Annotated in this window: 13 protein-coding genes; 6 read left to right on the plus strand and 7 right to left on the minus strand. The window is 63.5% G+C overall.

Annotated features, from left to right (window positions below; all coding sequences use genetic code 11):
* Window positions 1-597 precede the first annotated feature (597 nt).
* Together QX073_RS14340 and QX073_RS14345 are read right to left on the minus strand one after the other, a co-directional pair.
* Window positions 598-1,152 (minus strand): hypothetical protein, encoded by a 555-nt coding sequence (locus QX073_RS14340; protein WP_316225908.1) that lies wholly within the window; start codon window positions 1,150-1,152, stop codon window positions 598-600.
* A gap of 169 nt (window positions 1,153-1,321) precedes the next feature.
* Window positions 1,322-2,527 (minus strand): glycosyltransferase, encoded by a 1,206-nt coding sequence (locus QX073_RS14345; RefSeq protein ID WP_316225909.1) that lies wholly within the window; start codon window positions 2,525-2,527, stop codon window positions 1,322-1,324.
* Window positions 2,528-2,643: 116 nt separating this feature from the next.
* Here QX073_RS14345 and QX073_RS14350 point away from each other — a divergent pair, with 116 nt between their 5' ends.
* The 3 genes from QX073_RS14350 (at window position 2,644) to QX073_RS14360 (ending at window position 5,591) form a co-directional block, all read left to right on the plus strand.
* A complete protein-coding gene (locus QX073_RS14350) occupies window positions 2,644-3,519 on the plus strand; it encodes a DUF6502 family protein (protein ID WP_315714183.1) in 876 nt (291 codons plus the stop codon).
* A complete protein-coding gene (locus tag QX073_RS14355; protein ID WP_315714184.1) occupies window positions 3,516-4,715 on the plus strand; it encodes a hypothetical protein in 1,200 nt (399 codons plus the stop codon). The genes QX073_RS14350 and QX073_RS14355 overlap by 4 nt, the downstream gene beginning before the upstream one ends.
* Window positions 4,716-5,462: 747 nt before the next feature.
* Window positions 5,463-5,591, plus strand: coding sequence for a hypothetical protein (locus tag QX073_RS14360; protein WP_316169296.1), 129 nt, complete (start codon window positions 5,463-5,465; stop codon window positions 5,589-5,591).
* Between the two features lie 43 nt (window positions 5,592-5,634).
* On the opposite strand, the gene QX073_RS14365 is transcribed toward QX073_RS14360, so the two are convergent.
* From QX073_RS14365 to QX073_RS14385, 5 genes are read right to left on the minus strand one after another with little or no spacing between them, the layout of a single operon-like run.
* Complete coding sequence (locus tag QX073_RS14365) at window positions 5,635-6,486, minus strand: ABC transporter permease (protein WP_316225910.1); 852 nt, start codon at window positions 6,484-6,486, stop codon at window positions 5,635-5,637.
* Window positions 6,487-6,501: 15 nt separating this feature from the next.
* Window positions 6,502-7,347, minus strand: coding sequence for an ABC transporter ATP-binding protein (locus tag QX073_RS14370; RefSeq protein WP_316203314.1), 846 nt, complete (start codon window positions 7,345-7,347; stop codon window positions 6,502-6,504).
* Window positions 7,347-8,393: an ABC transporter substrate-binding protein gene (locus tag QX073_RS14375; protein WP_315827671.1), complete on the minus strand. Its 1,047-nt coding sequence runs from the start codon at window positions 8,391-8,393 to the stop codon at window positions 7,347-7,349. Before QX073_RS14375 ends, QX073_RS14370 begins: the two co-directional genes overlap by 1 nt.
* Window positions 8,394-8,442: 49 nt before the next feature.
* Window positions 8,443-9,660 (minus strand): CaiB/BaiF CoA-transferase family protein, encoded by a 1,218-nt coding sequence (locus QX073_RS14380; RefSeq protein WP_316225911.1) that lies wholly within the window; start codon window positions 9,658-9,660, stop codon window positions 8,443-8,445.
* Entirely contained in the window at window positions 9,660-10,595 is a 936-nt protein-coding gene (locus QX073_RS14385) for a hydroxymethylglutaryl-CoA lyase (protein ID WP_315827672.1), read from the minus strand. The genes QX073_RS14380 and QX073_RS14385 overlap by 1 nt, the downstream gene beginning before the upstream one ends.
* A gap of 101 nt (window positions 10,596-10,696) precedes the next feature.
* Here QX073_RS14385 and QX073_RS14390 point away from each other — a divergent pair, with 101 nt between their 5' ends.
* The 3 genes from QX073_RS14390 to QX073_RS14400 all read left to right on the plus strand — a co-directional run bounded on the left by QX073_RS14390 (window position 10,697) and on the right by QX073_RS14400 (window position 14,305).
* Entirely contained in the window at window positions 10,697-11,605 is a 909-nt protein-coding gene (locus tag QX073_RS14390) for a GntR family transcriptional regulator (protein WP_315714191.1), read from the plus strand.
* A 259-nt stretch (window positions 11,606-11,864) separates the two neighbouring features.
* The gene (locus QX073_RS14395; RefSeq protein WP_316191997.1) at window positions 11,865-12,524 is read left to right on the plus strand and encodes a TetR/AcrR family transcriptional regulator; all 660 of its coding nucleotides are present in this window, start codon (window positions 11,865-11,867) and stop codon (window positions 12,522-12,524) included.
* Window positions 12,525-12,697: 173 nt separating this feature from the next.
* Window positions 12,698-14,305, plus strand: a complete 1,608-nt coding sequence (locus tag QX073_RS14400) for a DUF2306 domain-containing protein (RefSeq protein WP_316191996.1) — start codon at window positions 12,698-12,700, stop codon at window positions 14,303-14,305.
* Window positions 14,306-14,373: the final 68 nt, after the last annotated feature.

Below are 14,373 nucleotides of genomic sequence, written 5' to 3' on the forward strand. Positions count from 1 at the left end.
GCTCGTTTCGCTGGGGTGCTCTGGCAGAATTGGCGACAATCGCTCGGGCTGTCCCCTATAGTGAAGACCAGCCACGTCGGCCGATCGGCCAGCGCCAGTAGCCCTCTATACTTGGGAGTCGCGCGACCGGGCCCAGCTTGGTGCGATATTGGTGCGTGAGGATTTGAAGTAAGTACTGATCCCGCTAACGCGTTGATCGTCCGTGAGACCTTATCACGCTAGGGCTGCAACCGGGCCGTTATGGGCGGCAAGGTATCGATCGGCTTGTTGATCTTGCTGCGTTCTCGTTCGATTTCGATTGAGTTCGTTGCGGTTTGTTCGGATCGTTTCTGGTGCGAGACTGGTGCGGCCCGTTGGGGGCAACATCCTCTCTAGGCTGAAACAGAAGGCGATTCCAGGAAACCTTAAGATCACTTGGCAATCAGGGGGCCACCTCGTGTTGTCCGGAAGCCATCATTGGTACACAATGCATTTTCCGAGAGCTGGGAAGCGGGTATCGACAAATTCACGGTACACGACTTGAGGCGCAGCTTACGCACCGTCATGCCGCGCGCGTCTACGTCCCATCAATAAGAAGCCCGCTGGCAATCTGGGCCATCAGCGCGAGAGCAGGGGTGGTCCGGCAGAGGGCAGCGGATGAGGCACTGACGACTGCACAGTCGATGACTGCGCCCGGGGTTGCGAGAGTCTATGCTGCGGGATCGGGGCCGCCTGCTGCTGGGACAGCGACGAAGGCGGGGTTGTCGACATTCTCTGTCTGATGTCGTCTGCGACAGCTTGCAGCGTCGCAATGTTCTGGGCCATCAGCTCTTGCTTGGCGGTGAGTTGCTCTACGCTGCGCCGCACGACATCGAGATTGAACGCCAGGGGCTCAAGCTGCTGCATCGGGTCCGGGGCAGTTGAAGCAACGGCTGGCGACTTCGTCGTCGAGACGGATAACAACCAGCCCAGCGATGGAACCCGGGCCACTACCTTGTCCCTTGCTGCGTCACCGTAGGACTGCCAGGCAAGGGTGGCGCCGATACCGATGAGAACTGCAATAACAAACCGGGCAAGGGTATGGAGTGTTCGCCTGCCAATCGACGGCCGGTCGCTCGCGATATTGTCGTCGTTGAGGCCGGAGGGGCGAGGAGAACGGCCAGGCGGTTTCATGGGCCGTCCAATCCGCGGATCGAATCGGGCGTTTGGATCGCGCGCAGGCCCGTCCCACGCATTCTCTACGAGAGGTATGCTTTGCGAGTACATAAGTAGCTCCTTCCTGACTATTCACGGATCGTGATCGCGAGCTGAGCCGGCGCGACGAGTTTCAGCACAATCAGTCTCAGCAATGTCGATTTTCCGGACCCGTTCCGATTGTTCCGGGACGTGAAGCCAGGGTCGACCGGCTTGATGCCTTGGTCGTCACGGCATGGCGATAGACAGTTTCGATTCCTTTCCCGAAGGCGTCGACGGAATATTGCGTCGTTGCGCGAAACCGGGCGGCATGGCCCATGCGCCAGCGCCGCTCCGGATCGCGGAGCAATGTTTCGATCGCTTCCGCCAACCGAACATGATTGCCGGGTGGAACGGTGATGGCCTCGATGCCGTGGCGCGCAACGCGTGGAACGGCCGTGTCAAGCCATGTATTGATGATCGGCCGTCCCGCCGCCATCGCTTCCAGTTGAGCGATGCCAAATGTTTCCGCATTGGTCAGGGACGGCAGGACAAAGACGTCCGCTGTACACATGAGACTGGCGAGTTTGGCCTTCGGAGCGGAGCCGAGCAGGCGGACGCGATCCGCGACGCCGAGGCTATGAATCATTCGTTCAAGCCGTGCCCGTTCTGGACCCTCGCCGATGATCCAGACCTCAAAGCGGTGGCCGACCGCCGCTCGCACCAGCACATCGAAGCCCTTGTAGGGGACGAGTTGCCCGCAAGCCAGCACGAGCCGTCCACGATCGCGTTCGGCAGCGTCATTGTCGCGCGGCTCCGGCCAATCGTACTTCGAGGCATCGACGCCGAACGGAACGACGTGACATTTCGCAGCGAATTCCTGCAGCAGCGGGCTGTTGTACAGCAGAATGGCATTGGACACGATGATTGCGTCCGCCCGCCGCAGCGTCCGGCGCAACAGCTGCTTCACAAACCACCTCAGTCCAGCATGCGAAGCGATGTCCGCATGGTAGTGCACGACCAAAGGTCGATCGCGGCCCAACCCCAGGGCGAGCATGAGATCGGCGAGCGGAAACGGTGCATGAAGCGCGAGTAGATCGTGATCGGCGACCTGGCGCCACAACCGCAGCGGATAAGTCGGCGCGGCCGGAAGCGAACATACATCGCCAAACGAGCGCACGCGCTCGATCGTTACGCCGTTCACGACGATGCGCCGTTGCCCGTTCGACTTGGAGCAGACCAGCACGCAGGCGGTGAACGCGTTTTTCAGTCCTGCGCATATGTCGCGGATCACCGACGGGGCTCCGCCGAACAGGTCGGGATAGCAGTCATTGAAGATGTGAAGCACCGAGAGGCGCCGAGAGGGAGCGAGCATAGCCGAACTCTCCATGACTGAGCGCCTCCTGTATATGTGGGAAAATTTCACACGTCAATTGATCTCGACGGAAAAGTGGGATTGTATCCCACGGGACTCGCCGCTACAATTTCGCCATGAACGCCAAATCCCGGAGATCGAAGTCGGCTTCACATCAGCCGATTGCGGCGGCGAGCCTGCGCGCGCCCTTGGCGCGCCTGCTGCGCCCGCTGGTGCGGCTATGCATCCGCGGTGGAATGACATTTCCTGAGCTGGCTCAACTGTTGCGAGAACTCTTCGTCAATGTTGCCGAGCACGACTTTGCCCTGGAGGGAAAGGAGCAGACCGACAGCCGCGTGAGTCTGCTCACCGGAATTCACCGCAAGGAGGTTGCGCGGCTGCGCGGCGCCGGTGCGCCGGTCAATGAAACGCCTGCCACTCTGTCGCTGACCAGCGCGATCATGGCACGCTGGCTCGCCGCTCCGGAGTTCACGGACGCGAACGGTGATCCGCTGCCCTTGCCGCGCATGGCCAGTGGCGATGCGCCCTCGTTCGAGCAGCTCGTCAGTTCGATCACGAAGGATGTCCGCCCGCGCGCAGTGCTGGATGAATGGCTGGACCGCGAGCTCGTGACCATCAACGGCGATGAAGAGATCGTGTTGGTGGATACCGGCTTCGTTCCGCGCGGCGACGACGAGCGCAAATGGCACTATCTCGGCCGTAACCTGCATGATCATATCGCGGCAGCCGCCGAAAACGTATCCGGGCCAGCACCCCGTTTCCTCGAACGCGCGGTGCACTATGACGGCCTTTCAGCCAAGCTCGCAAAACGTCTCGAAGGGCGTTCGCGCGAACTGGCCATGGACGCCCTGAAGATCGCCAACCGGGAAGCAAACCGCGCGCTCGCCAGGGACAAGGGCGGCGACCACCGCTGGAATTTCGGCATCTACATTTACAGCGAAGGTCCGGACGACGCGGCGAATGGTGATGCTGACGAAGGCGGCTCGTCATGACCAGGCAGCCCGTCATCTCGCGCCGCTCGTTGCTTATGGGACTCTGGCTTGCCGGATCGTCCTCCGCCTGGGCGCAGGTGCGCCGCGGCAGCGATCAGGGTATCGGCGGCACCGGTATCACACGTGGCCACGATCAGGGCATCGGCGGCACCGGCATTGTTGGCGTCATTCAGCGTTTCGGCAGCATTTTCGTCAACGGCCAACGCATCAGCTATGCGCCGAACGTCCCGGTGCGGATCGATGGCGAACCGGTATCGGCGAAGGCGCTCAAGATCGGACATCTGGCTCGTGTGCTGGCGCTGCCGCAGGCGAACGGTTCGCTGATCACCCGCGGCGTCAACGTGGTCAGCGAGGTGATGGGGCCGATCGAAAGCGTCAGGGACGGCGAGATGACCGTGCTGGGCCAGCGGATCATAGCGGCCGGCCACGAAAGCTGGCGCCATCCGGGCGTCAATGTCGCGGTCTTCGGGGTGCGCCGCATCGACGGCGTGATCGTCTCAAGCCTGGTCGAGCAACGCCTTAACGCGACAACGCGGGTTTCCGGACCACTCGAACGCGATCGCGGCGGCCTGCGAATAGGCGGGTTGCGACTCAACGGCGCCGATGCCGCACTCGTCGGACAACGTGTTCAGGCTGAGGGCCGCGTTACGCAAGGCGTGATGCAGATCTCGCGCATAAGGGCTGACGACCTCTCTGATTTCTTCGGCGCGAACCGTCTGTCGATCGAAGGCTATGTCCGCCGCGTCGGCAGCTATCTGCAATTCGGCTCGGGCTATGTCGCGCATGACAATAGTCGCTTCGCATCCTCAGGCAATGCCCGCGTGGTCGTGAACGCCACCTTTGACAGTTCCCGTGGCTTGCGGGTTGAATCCATCCAGTCCGTCAACAAATTTCCGGGTGACTCGATCCAAGGTACGAGATCCGAGCAAACTCCGGGCGCGACGCCCGGCGGCTCGGACGTCCCGGGCGGCGCTACTGTGCCAGGCGGCGGTCCTCCCGGGCTGGGCGGTGGCGGTCCTCCAGGCCTTGGCGGCGGCGGTCCTCCCGGCCTTGGCGGCGGCGGTCCTCCAGGCCTTGGCGGCGGCGGTCCTCCCGGCCTTGGCGGTGGCGGTCCTCCCGGCCTTGGCGGCGGCGGTCCTCCCGGCCTGGGCGGCGGCAGTCCTCCCGGCCTGGGCGGCGGCCGCGGCCGGCGATGAACAACGAAGATATGGCAGAGCGGGCGAGAGGCGCGCGCTCGCAGCGTCGTCCAGCTTCGCTATGCGATTCATCGCGAGCAACTTGCGCTGCGAACAGCTAGCTCGAGTTCGCGGATTCGCGCTCGAAAATCGGGATTTTGCGATTTTTTTGGCGAGCTAAGTAATTAATCTGCAAAGGGTGGGGTGTTCGATTTCGGGCGAGAATGGTTGTAGTGAAGACCTCCCCGATTCCCAAGGGCGTGGCGATGCGGGTGGATCCGCCGCGCGATGTTTCTGCGACGCACGGAGCGACGAGCCCGCGGCTGAGCAGAATATGAACAACCCGACGGCGCTCGCCGCTCTGGCGAGCGCCGTCTCGCAGACGGTGCGACGACAGAAGATTGGCTGAGTTTCCGCTGATCGGCGGAGAGACGTTTGGTGGATCGAAGCGGATGCGGAGAGCACGCTATCTTGCCGGCGATGACAACTCGATTGAGACGTCGAGCGCGCTATTGTGTCTGTGTTGCCCCGCGATCCTGACGAGGACATGTGCGCCCGCTTGGCAGGCGGGGCTGAGCACGGACTCTCGGATGGACCACCAGATGTCATCACCGCGAGATCACGACGGAAGCCGGACCAATGCTATGTTGTCGACCGCTCGTGTGCAGCCGTGTAGTATCGAACAGAGGAGACGATCACGTCGAAGATGAAGGCGGAGAGACGCCCGATGTAAGCGTCCGGCCGCTGCACATGGCCTCAGATCTTGACATGATCGGCCGGCTCGATCGCCGCCGGGTGCACGGTGACGATGTCGGAACCGGCCGCGATCTGTGCAAGCTCGGCCTCTACGCGCTTACGTTCTGCCGCGAGCTCATTGACCTTCGGGTTGTGCGCTGAGCGGGATCAGCAGTCCGAGACGAGCTATGGACAGTCGTCTTGGTCAGGCCGCGCGCTCGAACTGCGGCTGCCAGCGGAGCAAGTAGGATTGCAGCGACTGGACGGCGAGCGCCAGCAGGATGCCGACGAACATCATGATGAAGATCGCCACCATCATCTCGCTCGCATTGGCGCGGGCCTCGGCCTCGATGATCAGCTTGCCGAGCCCGCGCTCGGCGCCGATGAACTCGCCGACGATGACGCCGACGAGCGCGAAGGAGACCGCTGGAAGCAGCGAGGCGAACACCCAGGCCAGTGCGGACGGGACGACGACGGTGCGCAGCACGGTCAGCTCGCTCGCGCCCAGCAGCCGGGCCGCGGCGATCTGGTCGCGGTCGACCGCGCGGGTGCCCTCGAAGGTGTTGAAGAAGACGACGAAGAACACGACGAGCCATGCGGTCGCGATCTTGGAGAGATCGCCGAGACCGAAGATCAGGATGACGAGCGGCACCAGCGCGATGCGCGGGATCGAGTTGAGCGCGATGATGTAGGGACCGAACACGCGGGCGAGAAAGTCCGACCGCCCGAGCACCACGCCGGCGGCGATGCCGGTCAGCGCGCCGAACAGAAAACCCCACCAGGTGTTCTTGAGCGTGACGAGGGTCGCGGTCCACAGATTGTTGTCGGTGGCTCCGATGCAGGCGACGACTCCGGCGGGGGCGCTGAAGCAGCCGAGGCGCAGAAAACTCTGCCAGATCAGCGAGGGCTTTGCGACGAAGTAGGGATCGAGGATCTTCGGCACATAGGCTTTGGGCAGCAGCGCCTTGCTCCACTCGAAGCCCCATTGCCAGACCACGAGCACAATGACCAGGATGGCGATCTGCCAGAACAGGATGGCGGCGCGACGGGTCGACATGATCGGTCAGCCTTCTCAGTCAGCCTTGGTGCGGCGGAATTCTTCGCCGAGCGAATGCCAGATGTGGGAGTAGAGCCGGCCGAACTCGGCGGTCTCGCGCAGGCTCACGGGATCGCGCGGCCGCGGGAATGACACTTCAAAGTCGTCCTTCAGGCGGCCCGGCCGCGCCGACAAGAGAATGATGCGGCTGGCGAGCGTCAGCGCCTCGCCGAGATCGTGGGTCACGAACAGCACGGTCTGCCGCTCGCGCTCCCAGATCTCGAGCAGGGTCTTGTGCATCTCGAGCTTGGTGTGGGTATCGAGCGCGCCGAACGGCTCGTCCATCAGCAGGATCTCCGGCGCGAGGATCAGCGTGCGCATCAGCGCCACGCGCTGCCGCATGCCGCCGGACAGCATGCGCGGAAAGCTGCGGCCGAAGCCTTGCAGCCCGGCCTTGCCGATGGCCTCGGTGACGCGCTGCGCGCGCTCCGGCTTCGGCACGCCGGCGATCTCCAGGCCGTAGCCGATGTTCTGCTCGACCGTCCGCCACGGAAACAGCGTGTCGCGCTGGAACACGTAGCCGACCCTTGGATTCACCTTGCCGGTCTCGACCGTGTCGCCGTCGATCAGGATGCGCCCGCCCGAGCGCGGCAGCAGCCCGGCGACCATGTTGAGGATCGTGCTCTTGCCGCAACCGGACGGACCCAGGAGGGCAACGAATTCGCCCTCCCGCACATCGAAGGACACGTTGTCGACGGCGACGAATTCGCTTCCGCCGGTGCTGTAGGTCTTCATCAAGCCCTGCACCGCGATCCGGGTGCGTTCCGCGGCAGGGCTCTCGGCGCCGCGCACCGTGGCGTAGCCTGCATTGGAGGGCGGCATCATTTGGTCTTCGCCTTCGCCGCCGCGAGGAAGCTGGGATCGACGATGTCCTCGTACTTGATCTCGGGAATGTCCGTCCCCTTGCGGTACCAGGGCTTGGCGCCGCGCGCATAGGACGCGGGGTCGATGCTGCCGTCATAGGCCCAGGTGGCGGTGTCGAAGCCGAGCTCGGCGCTGACCGCTTCGGGATCGATGCCGGAGAAGTACTTCGGCGTCACCAGTGCCTGCACCTCGGCGAGCGGCGTGGCCTTGACCCAGGCCATGGCGCGGGTGATCGCATTGACGAAGGCCTGCACCAGCGCCTTGTCCTGCTCGATCGTGTCCTTCAAAGCGTAGATGACGAGCACCGGGACCGTGCCGCCGAAATCCTTCTCGAACAGTCCGGGCTTGGAGGTGTCGTAGATCACCTTGCCAAAACCCTTCTTCTCGACCTCGACGATCCAGCTCGGCGGCGCCATGATGGCGTCGAACTGCTTGGTCTGCAGCGATGGAAACATCGTGTTCGGTCCGCCGCCTGCGACCCAGTTCACCTTGTCGCCCAGGCCGCGCGACTCGAACACATAGGTGCCGTAGACCCAGGTGCCCGATCCGATCGCCGTGGCGGCGACGATCGGCTTCGCACCGTCGGCGCGCCTGGAGGCGGCGAGCGCCTCGACCGAGGTGATGCCGCTGTCGTAGAGATCACGTCGCACCACGATGTTGGCGTAGGAGCAGACCATCTCGGTTGCCAGCAGGATCTTGCACGGCTTGCCGCGTGCCGTGAGCTGCAGCGGGTGGCTGGCGTCGCCATGCGCAAACAGCGCTTGATCGGCGGCGAGCGTCTGGCGGCCGAAGGTGCCGGAATTGCCGGTGAGGAGCTTGGGATCGAGGCCCTCGTCCTTGACGTAGCCCTTCAGCTCCGCGATCATTGCAATCGCATAGACCGGCGACACCGGTCCGAACGCGATCGACGCAGGCCGCGTCTCGGCCAGCAGCCGTCCTGGCAGCAGCGAAGCGCCCGCGAAGGCCGCGCCGGACGCGAGCGCGCGGCGCCGTGTGATCGTCATGGAATCCTCCCGCAGTTCTTATGTTCTCGACGATGTGCGACGTGACCGCTCACCCTGGCGGCTTCACAGGCGAAATCGTTCCGTCCGCTTCCAGCATGGCAATCTCGTCGGGCAGCAGCCCGATCTCGGCCAGGACGTCGCGCGTGTGCTCGCCGACATCAGGCGGATCGTAGCGGTTCGGCAGCCGCTGCCCGTCCAGCGACACCGGCAGCACCGGCGTCTTGGCGCGACGGCCGTCGGGCATGCGGATCTCGGTCAGGCCGCCCGATGCGTTGAGATGCGGATCGTCGAACAGGTCGCCGGGCTTGTTCACCGGCGCGTAAGGCAGCTCGAGCCGCTCCAGCACCGCGGCGAGATCGTCCCTCGCCCATGTCCTGAAGATCGCGGCGATCTCGGGGATCAGCCAGCCGCGATGATCGACCCGGCCCTGCGCGGTGGCGAAGCGCGGATCGTCCAGCCATTCCGTGCGCTCGAAGGCGCGACAGAACGCCACCCATTGCTCCTCGCCGACGATGGTCACGAACAGCTTCGAGCCGTCCTTTGTGTCGAACAGGTCGTACACCGGCCACGGGCTGTCCTTGATCGAATAGGGGATCGAGGGCTGGCCGGTGACGACCTCGTACATCATGGCCTGCGCCATCAGGAAGACGTTGTTCTCATACAGCGCGCTCTGCACGTAACGGCCGCGCCCGGTGCGCTGACGCTCGGCCAGCGCGGCCTGGATCGCGATCACCCCGAACATGCCGCCCATGATGTCGTTGACCGATGCACCGGCGCGCATCGGACGATCAGGCAGGCCGGTCATGTAGGCAAGGCCCCCCATCATCTGCACGACCTCGTCGAGCGCGAGGCGGTTCTCGTAAGGCCCGGGCAGATAGCCTTTCAGCGAGCAGTAGATCAGCTGCGGGGCAAACGCTGCCACGGACTCGTAGTCGAGTCCGATTCGCTTCATCAGTCCGGGGCGGAAATTCTCGATCAGCACGTCGCTGCGCGCGATCAGCCTGCGCGCCACCTTCTGGCCCTGCGCCGTCGACGTATCGAGCGCGATGCTGCGCTTGTTGCGGCAATAGGTGGCGAAGAAGCCGGCGGCCGGTCCCTTGAATGAGCGGGTGCGATCGCCCTTGATCGGCTCGACCTTGATCACGTCGGCGCCGAGATCGGCGAGGATGAGTCCGCAGCTCGGACCCATCACCATCTGGCTGAACTCGACGACGCGCACGCCCTCGAGCGGCCGAAGCGGAGCGTCGTGCTCTCGGGCCGCGCCCATCACGCTGCCCTCCGCAGCACCTTGGGGATGCCGGCCTCGTGCAGATGGCCGGTGAGGTGCTTCGGCGCGATGTGACGGGCCAGGATCTCGCGCGTGAGCATCAGCCGGTCCAGATCGATCCCGGTCGATAGACCCATGCGCTCGAGTAAGAACACGAGATCCTCGGTGACGATGTTGCCGCGGGCGCCCGGCGCGAACGGACAGCCGCCGAGCCCGGAGACCGCGGCATCGAAGCGGCGGATGCCGGCCTCAAGGCCGGCGACCGCGTTGGCGAGGCCGGCGCCGAGCGTGTCGTGCAGGTGCAGGCGCAGCGTGATATCAGGCCCGATCTCGCGCCGGACGGCCGCAACGACCTGCTTGACGAGCGTGGGCGTCGCGTAGCCGACGGTATCGGCAAGACCGATCTCGTCGGCCCCCGCCTCGGCGAAACGGCGCGCCAGATCACAGACCGCCACCTCGCTGACATCGCCTTCGAGCGAGCAGCCGAACGAGGTGGAGATCGCGCCCATCAATTGCGGCCGCTCGGCGGCCGGCCGGGCATCGATCGCGGCGCGAACGGCATGGAAGGCTTCGACCTGCTCGGCGACCGTACGGCGGACATTGGCGCGGTTATGGGTCTCGCTGGCCGAGATCACAAAATAGATGTTGTCCACGCCTGCGGCGATGGCGCGCTCCGCGCCCTTGAAATTGGGAACCAGCGCGCCGATCCTCGTCTCTCGATGAGACAGCGCATGGGCCATCACCGCATCGACATCAGCGAATTGCGGCACGACCTTCGGCGGCACGAAGGAGCCGGCATCGATCTCGCGCACCCCTGCGGCCGCGATGGCGTCGATCAGCGCGCACTTCGCTTCGGTCGGCACGAACATGTCGAGGTTCTGCAGGCCGTCGCGCGGTGCGACCTCGCAGATATGGACGTCCGGCTCACGGATCATTGGCGTTGCTTCCCCGTCGCTTGCTTCTCGATTGTACATTTTTCGTATAAAGAACAATCCGCCAGACGATCTGTCAAGCTGAAAGAGGTTTCCTCGGCATCATGACCGATTGGGACACATCGCCCTCCGCTGCACGGACGGGCACGACCGACCGCGCCGAGCAGCTCGCCGGCCTGATCCTGGCGTTCGCACGCCGCGAAGGCATGAAGGCCGGGGACCGCCTGATCGAGCAAAGGCTGGCCGATGCGCTCGACGTGTCGCGTGCGCCGATCCGGCTCGGGCTGAAGGCCCTGGAGGCGGCGGGGCTGGCGCGGGGCGAGCCCCATCGCGGCTTCGTGCTGACCCAGAACCCGACGAGCGGTGCGGCACGCCCGACGCTCGCCGCGGTGAGCCGCGCCGAGCAGGCCTATGCGGACATCGCGGCCGACGTTCTCGACCGGCGCATCGAGGCCGACGTCACCGAGGCCGAGCTGATGCGCCGCTACGAGCTGAGCCGCACCGAGCTGCAGCGCCTGCTCGATCGCATCGCGGCCGAGGGCTGGATCGCCCGCCTGCCCGGCTATGGCTGGCGCTTCGCCGAGACGCTGTCGAGCCCAGAAGCCCAGGACCAGGCTGCGGCCTTCCGGGCCGTGATCGAGCCGGCAGCGATTCTGCAGCCCGGCTTCGGGCTTCAGCAGGACGTCATCGCGAAGCTTCGCCAGCATCAGCAGCGCGTACTCGGTGGCGAGCTCGACAAGATGACGATCGGCGAGGTCTATCAGTCGGGCTGCGAGTTTCACGAGGAGATCGCGCGCGGCGCCCGCAATCCGTTCTTCGTCGAGTCGCTGCGACGCGTGAACTCGATCCGCCGCCTGTTCGCCTATCGCAGCTTCGCCGATCGAGATGGCATGCGCCGGCACGTCGAGGAGCATTTGCGCCTGCTTAATCTGCTCGAAGCAGGACGTAATCAAGATGCCGCCGAGCTGATGCGAAGTCACCTTCAGCGTCCGCTATCATCGCGCTTGCCTTGAGCTTTTTGGCTCCGCGGCATGTAGTCGGAGCGGAACAGCAAGTAGCAACTTCTGAGCCGTTCGATTGCGATTCCTGGAAGGAGTAACAGCCCGCTATGGGCCGCAAAGGGGAAGCAAGCGTTCGAGGCGGACCCGACGACATACGAGGGGACAGATTGAAGTTTGCCAGAAGTTCGTTGTGATGCACGCCGAATAACACTTTTGAGGTTTTTCTTTTGAGCTTCTGTAGCGCGCAACGATAGTGGTAATACTGTCAATTATGGCTACCGGCACGGCGTTTCCTGATCTCCGCACCAAGTTGATTCATACCACGATCAAGCTGCTGGCCGAGCAAGGTCCGGCGGCCGTTCAAGCTCGGTCCGTGGCCAATGAGGCTGGCGTCTCTACGATGGCTGTTTACAGCCATTTCGGAGGCATGCCGGAGCTATTGCGCGCAGTTGCCGATCAAGGGTTCCGATATCTGGCCTCTGCCTTTGAGGCGACGCCGAAGACCGATGATCCCGTTACAGACGTCTTCCGTTTGGCGTTGTGTTACCGCGACGTGGCCCGGCAGAACCCGCACCTCTACGATCTCATGTTCGGGCTATCAACTCGAGGAGCCTATCGGGCGATCGAGTATGATCCTACTCCGCTTTCTCGCTCGGAATCCCCTGCATTTCAAGAAGCCTTTGGCCATGTGGTTCGAGCCGCGACTCGTCTTATCGAGGCTGGCCGGATCCGCGACGATGATCCGAATGTCATCGCGGTACAGCTGTGGGGCTTCGTTCACGGGTTCATTACCCTCGAATTGGCTGGCCTCTTGGCTCGCTTTGATGACAGCGTCGAACAGATCCTTTTCCCGATGGCAATAAATATGTTGGTTGGCCTCGGCGACACGCCGGAACGCGCCGTCACCTCCATGATGCCATGCGTCAGGTGAGGGCATCCGCTCTCTGTTGATCCTTACGCCCGTTCCCTGAAACGAATAGGGACATTCAGCACTCCTTGCGTCTGCACTATAACGATGTTATTGTCGGTTAATAACATCGTTATGGCTGCTCAAGCAGTGACGCCAGCATCTGAACTGGCGCTCGTAACAGAGGGAGGATTTGTATGGCTGTATCAGTTCTGCCTGATTCGCCTCAGGGCCGGTCGACGCCGCTTGTTCGGCTACCAGCAATTCCGTTGCGCATCTGGCTGCTCCGCGCCATCGCGCTGGCGCTCCTCCTGGCTGCGTCCCTTGATGGGTTCGCGGCGATTATGGCGGGGATCGCGTATTACAAAGGAGCCGGGAATGCTGAGATTGCTGCAAAGCGCATCGCGCTGCTGAACGCCGCCGAAGCCGGCCAAGCCGTGGATATTCCCTCAAAAGTCGAGGAGTACGCTGGCAGCACGGTCGCGCTGGTGGGATCGGTCAGTTCGTCCACTTATGCTTATGGCAAGGAGAGTATCGCCGAGCATCTCCTCGTCTACAATGTCATGAGCAAGGAAAAGGCCGCAATGCTCATGGTCCATTCCTTGCTGGGCGGCGTATGCATGCTTTTCGGCGGCCTGCAATTCTGGCCCGCTTTTCGCCGCCGCTTTCCCAAGTGGCACCGCATATCCGGTGGCATCTATATCGTCGTACTGCAGGGCACGATGATCACCGCCATGATCCATCTTGTGCGCACGTCGGTTGCCGACACGCTGGATCATCTGTTTTTCTACGTGGGACTGTGGGGCCTGGCCCTGGGCATATCGTTCAGCCTCTGGATGGCCGTACATGCGTTGTGGCGCAAGCAGATTGCTAACCACCAAGCCTGGATGTGCATAAGCTACGGGCTCTTGCTGAGCACACCCATCCAGCGTTACGGCTGGCTGCTTTTTGGCGCGCTGGATCCGGGCATCCGCTTTACCGAAGCAAATTATGCCGTCACAGGGGTGCTGATCCCCCTTTCTTTGACGGTCGGCTACCTTCTGTTTACGATCAACCGCTGGGTGCAGCCGGTTCGCCGGGCCGAGTCCGCAAGCATGACTGCGGCTTCCGAAAAGCGCGCGCGTCTTGCACGCAACCTGGCGCTCGTGAGTTTCCCTGCCCTCGTCGCAGCCGCCGCCATTGTTGTTCAATACTACATGGTGACCCCCGCGCTGGAGCAGGCCTTCAGCGCCCGAGAATTGGTCCCGGCGGGTGTCATCCACCTTCATGACACCGTGATTGCAAGCGATGTCGTAAGCCGCGCGACGTTCGCGCTGGCGACGTTAGTTGGCTTGTCGAGCGGAGCGCATCTGCTGTGGATCGCCTTCGTCCGACGGCAACCGAACGGTGTTCTGGCTGCACCTTCCTGGGCGTTGGCGTTCTCCGGCGCCGTCGCGGGAATTGTATTGATGTACTGGGGCCTGCGGATGGGTATGCCGAGCTTCGCTACCCTTGCAGGCGGTTCGATGCACATGATTGGAGGAGCCGCCACTCTGTTGTTCGCGGTTCTGCTTGCCTTCGCCTTGCGCCGCGGAGAGGTGGCCTGGGTCAAGGAATGGGGCGTATTCGTCCTCGCCTGCATCGCGGCTACGCCCACCTTCTACTTTCTACTGCCCGTTATGGGCGCGTCCGGATTTGACGCACAGTGGGTGAGGGAGGGCCACATCTTCCGCCTGGCCCTCGCTGGCCAATGGTTGGTGGCGATAATGGGCGCCTTCATCTACGCGGCCTATGGACAAGCAACCCAAAGCAGACTGGCTCGCTGAAACCGGAGCCGCGGTGGCCATCAAGGGCGGGGACGAGTCCTCCTCGCCCACGCGCCGCGACGTGCGGA

Origin of the sequence: Bradyrhizobium sp. SZCCHNS3052 (genome assembly GCF_032484495.1) — a bacterium.
GTDB lineage: Bacteria > Pseudomonadota > Alphaproteobacteria > Rhizobiales > Xanthobacteraceae > Bradyrhizobium.

Coding starts and splice junctions, on each gene's coding strand:
- QX073_RS14340 (WP_316225908.1), bottom strand. CDS start 1,152: ATGAAACCGCCTGGCCGTTCTCCTCGCCCCTCCGGCCTCAACGACGAC.
- QX073_RS14345 (WP_316225909.1), bottom strand. CDS start 2,527: ATGCTCGCTCCCTCTCGGCGCCTCTCGGTGCTTCACATCTTCAATGAC.
- QX073_RS14350 (WP_315714183.1), top strand. CDS start 2,644: ATGAACGCCAAATCCCGGAGATCGAAGTCGGCTTCACATCAGCCGATT.
- QX073_RS14355 (WP_315714184.1), top strand. CDS start 3,516: ATGACCAGGCAGCCCGTCATCTCGCGCCGCTCGTTGCTTATGGGACTC.
- QX073_RS14360 (WP_316169296.1), top strand. CDS start 5,463: ATGATCGGCCGGCTCGATCGCCGCCGGGTGCACGGTGACGATGTCGGA.
- QX073_RS14365 (WP_316225910.1), bottom strand. CDS start 6,486: ATGTCGACCCGTCGCGCCGCCATCCTGTTCTGGCAGATCGCCATCCTG.
- QX073_RS14370 (WP_316203314.1), bottom strand. CDS start 7,347: ATGCCGCCCTCCAATGCAGGCTACGCCACGGTGCGCGGCGCCGAGAGC.
- QX073_RS14375 (WP_315827671.1), bottom strand. CDS start 8,393: ATGACGATCACACGGCGCCGCGCGCTCGCGTCCGGCGCGGCCTTCGCG.
- QX073_RS14380 (WP_316225911.1), bottom strand. CDS start 9,660: ATGGGCGCGGCCCGAGAGCACGACGCTCCGCTTCGGCCGCTCGAGGGC.
- QX073_RS14385 (WP_315827672.1), bottom strand. CDS start 10,595: ATGATCCGTGAGCCGGACGTCCATATCTGCGAGGTCGCACCGCGCGAC.
- QX073_RS14390 (WP_315714191.1), top strand. CDS start 10,697: ATGACCGATTGGGACACATCGCCCTCCGCTGCACGGACGGGCACGACC.
- QX073_RS14395 (WP_316191997.1), top strand. CDS start 11,865: ATGGCTACCGGCACGGCGTTTCCTGATCTCCGCACCAAGTTGATTCAT.
- QX073_RS14400 (WP_316191996.1), top strand. CDS start 12,698: ATGGCTGTATCAGTTCTGCCTGATTCGCCTCAGGGCCGGTCGACGCCG.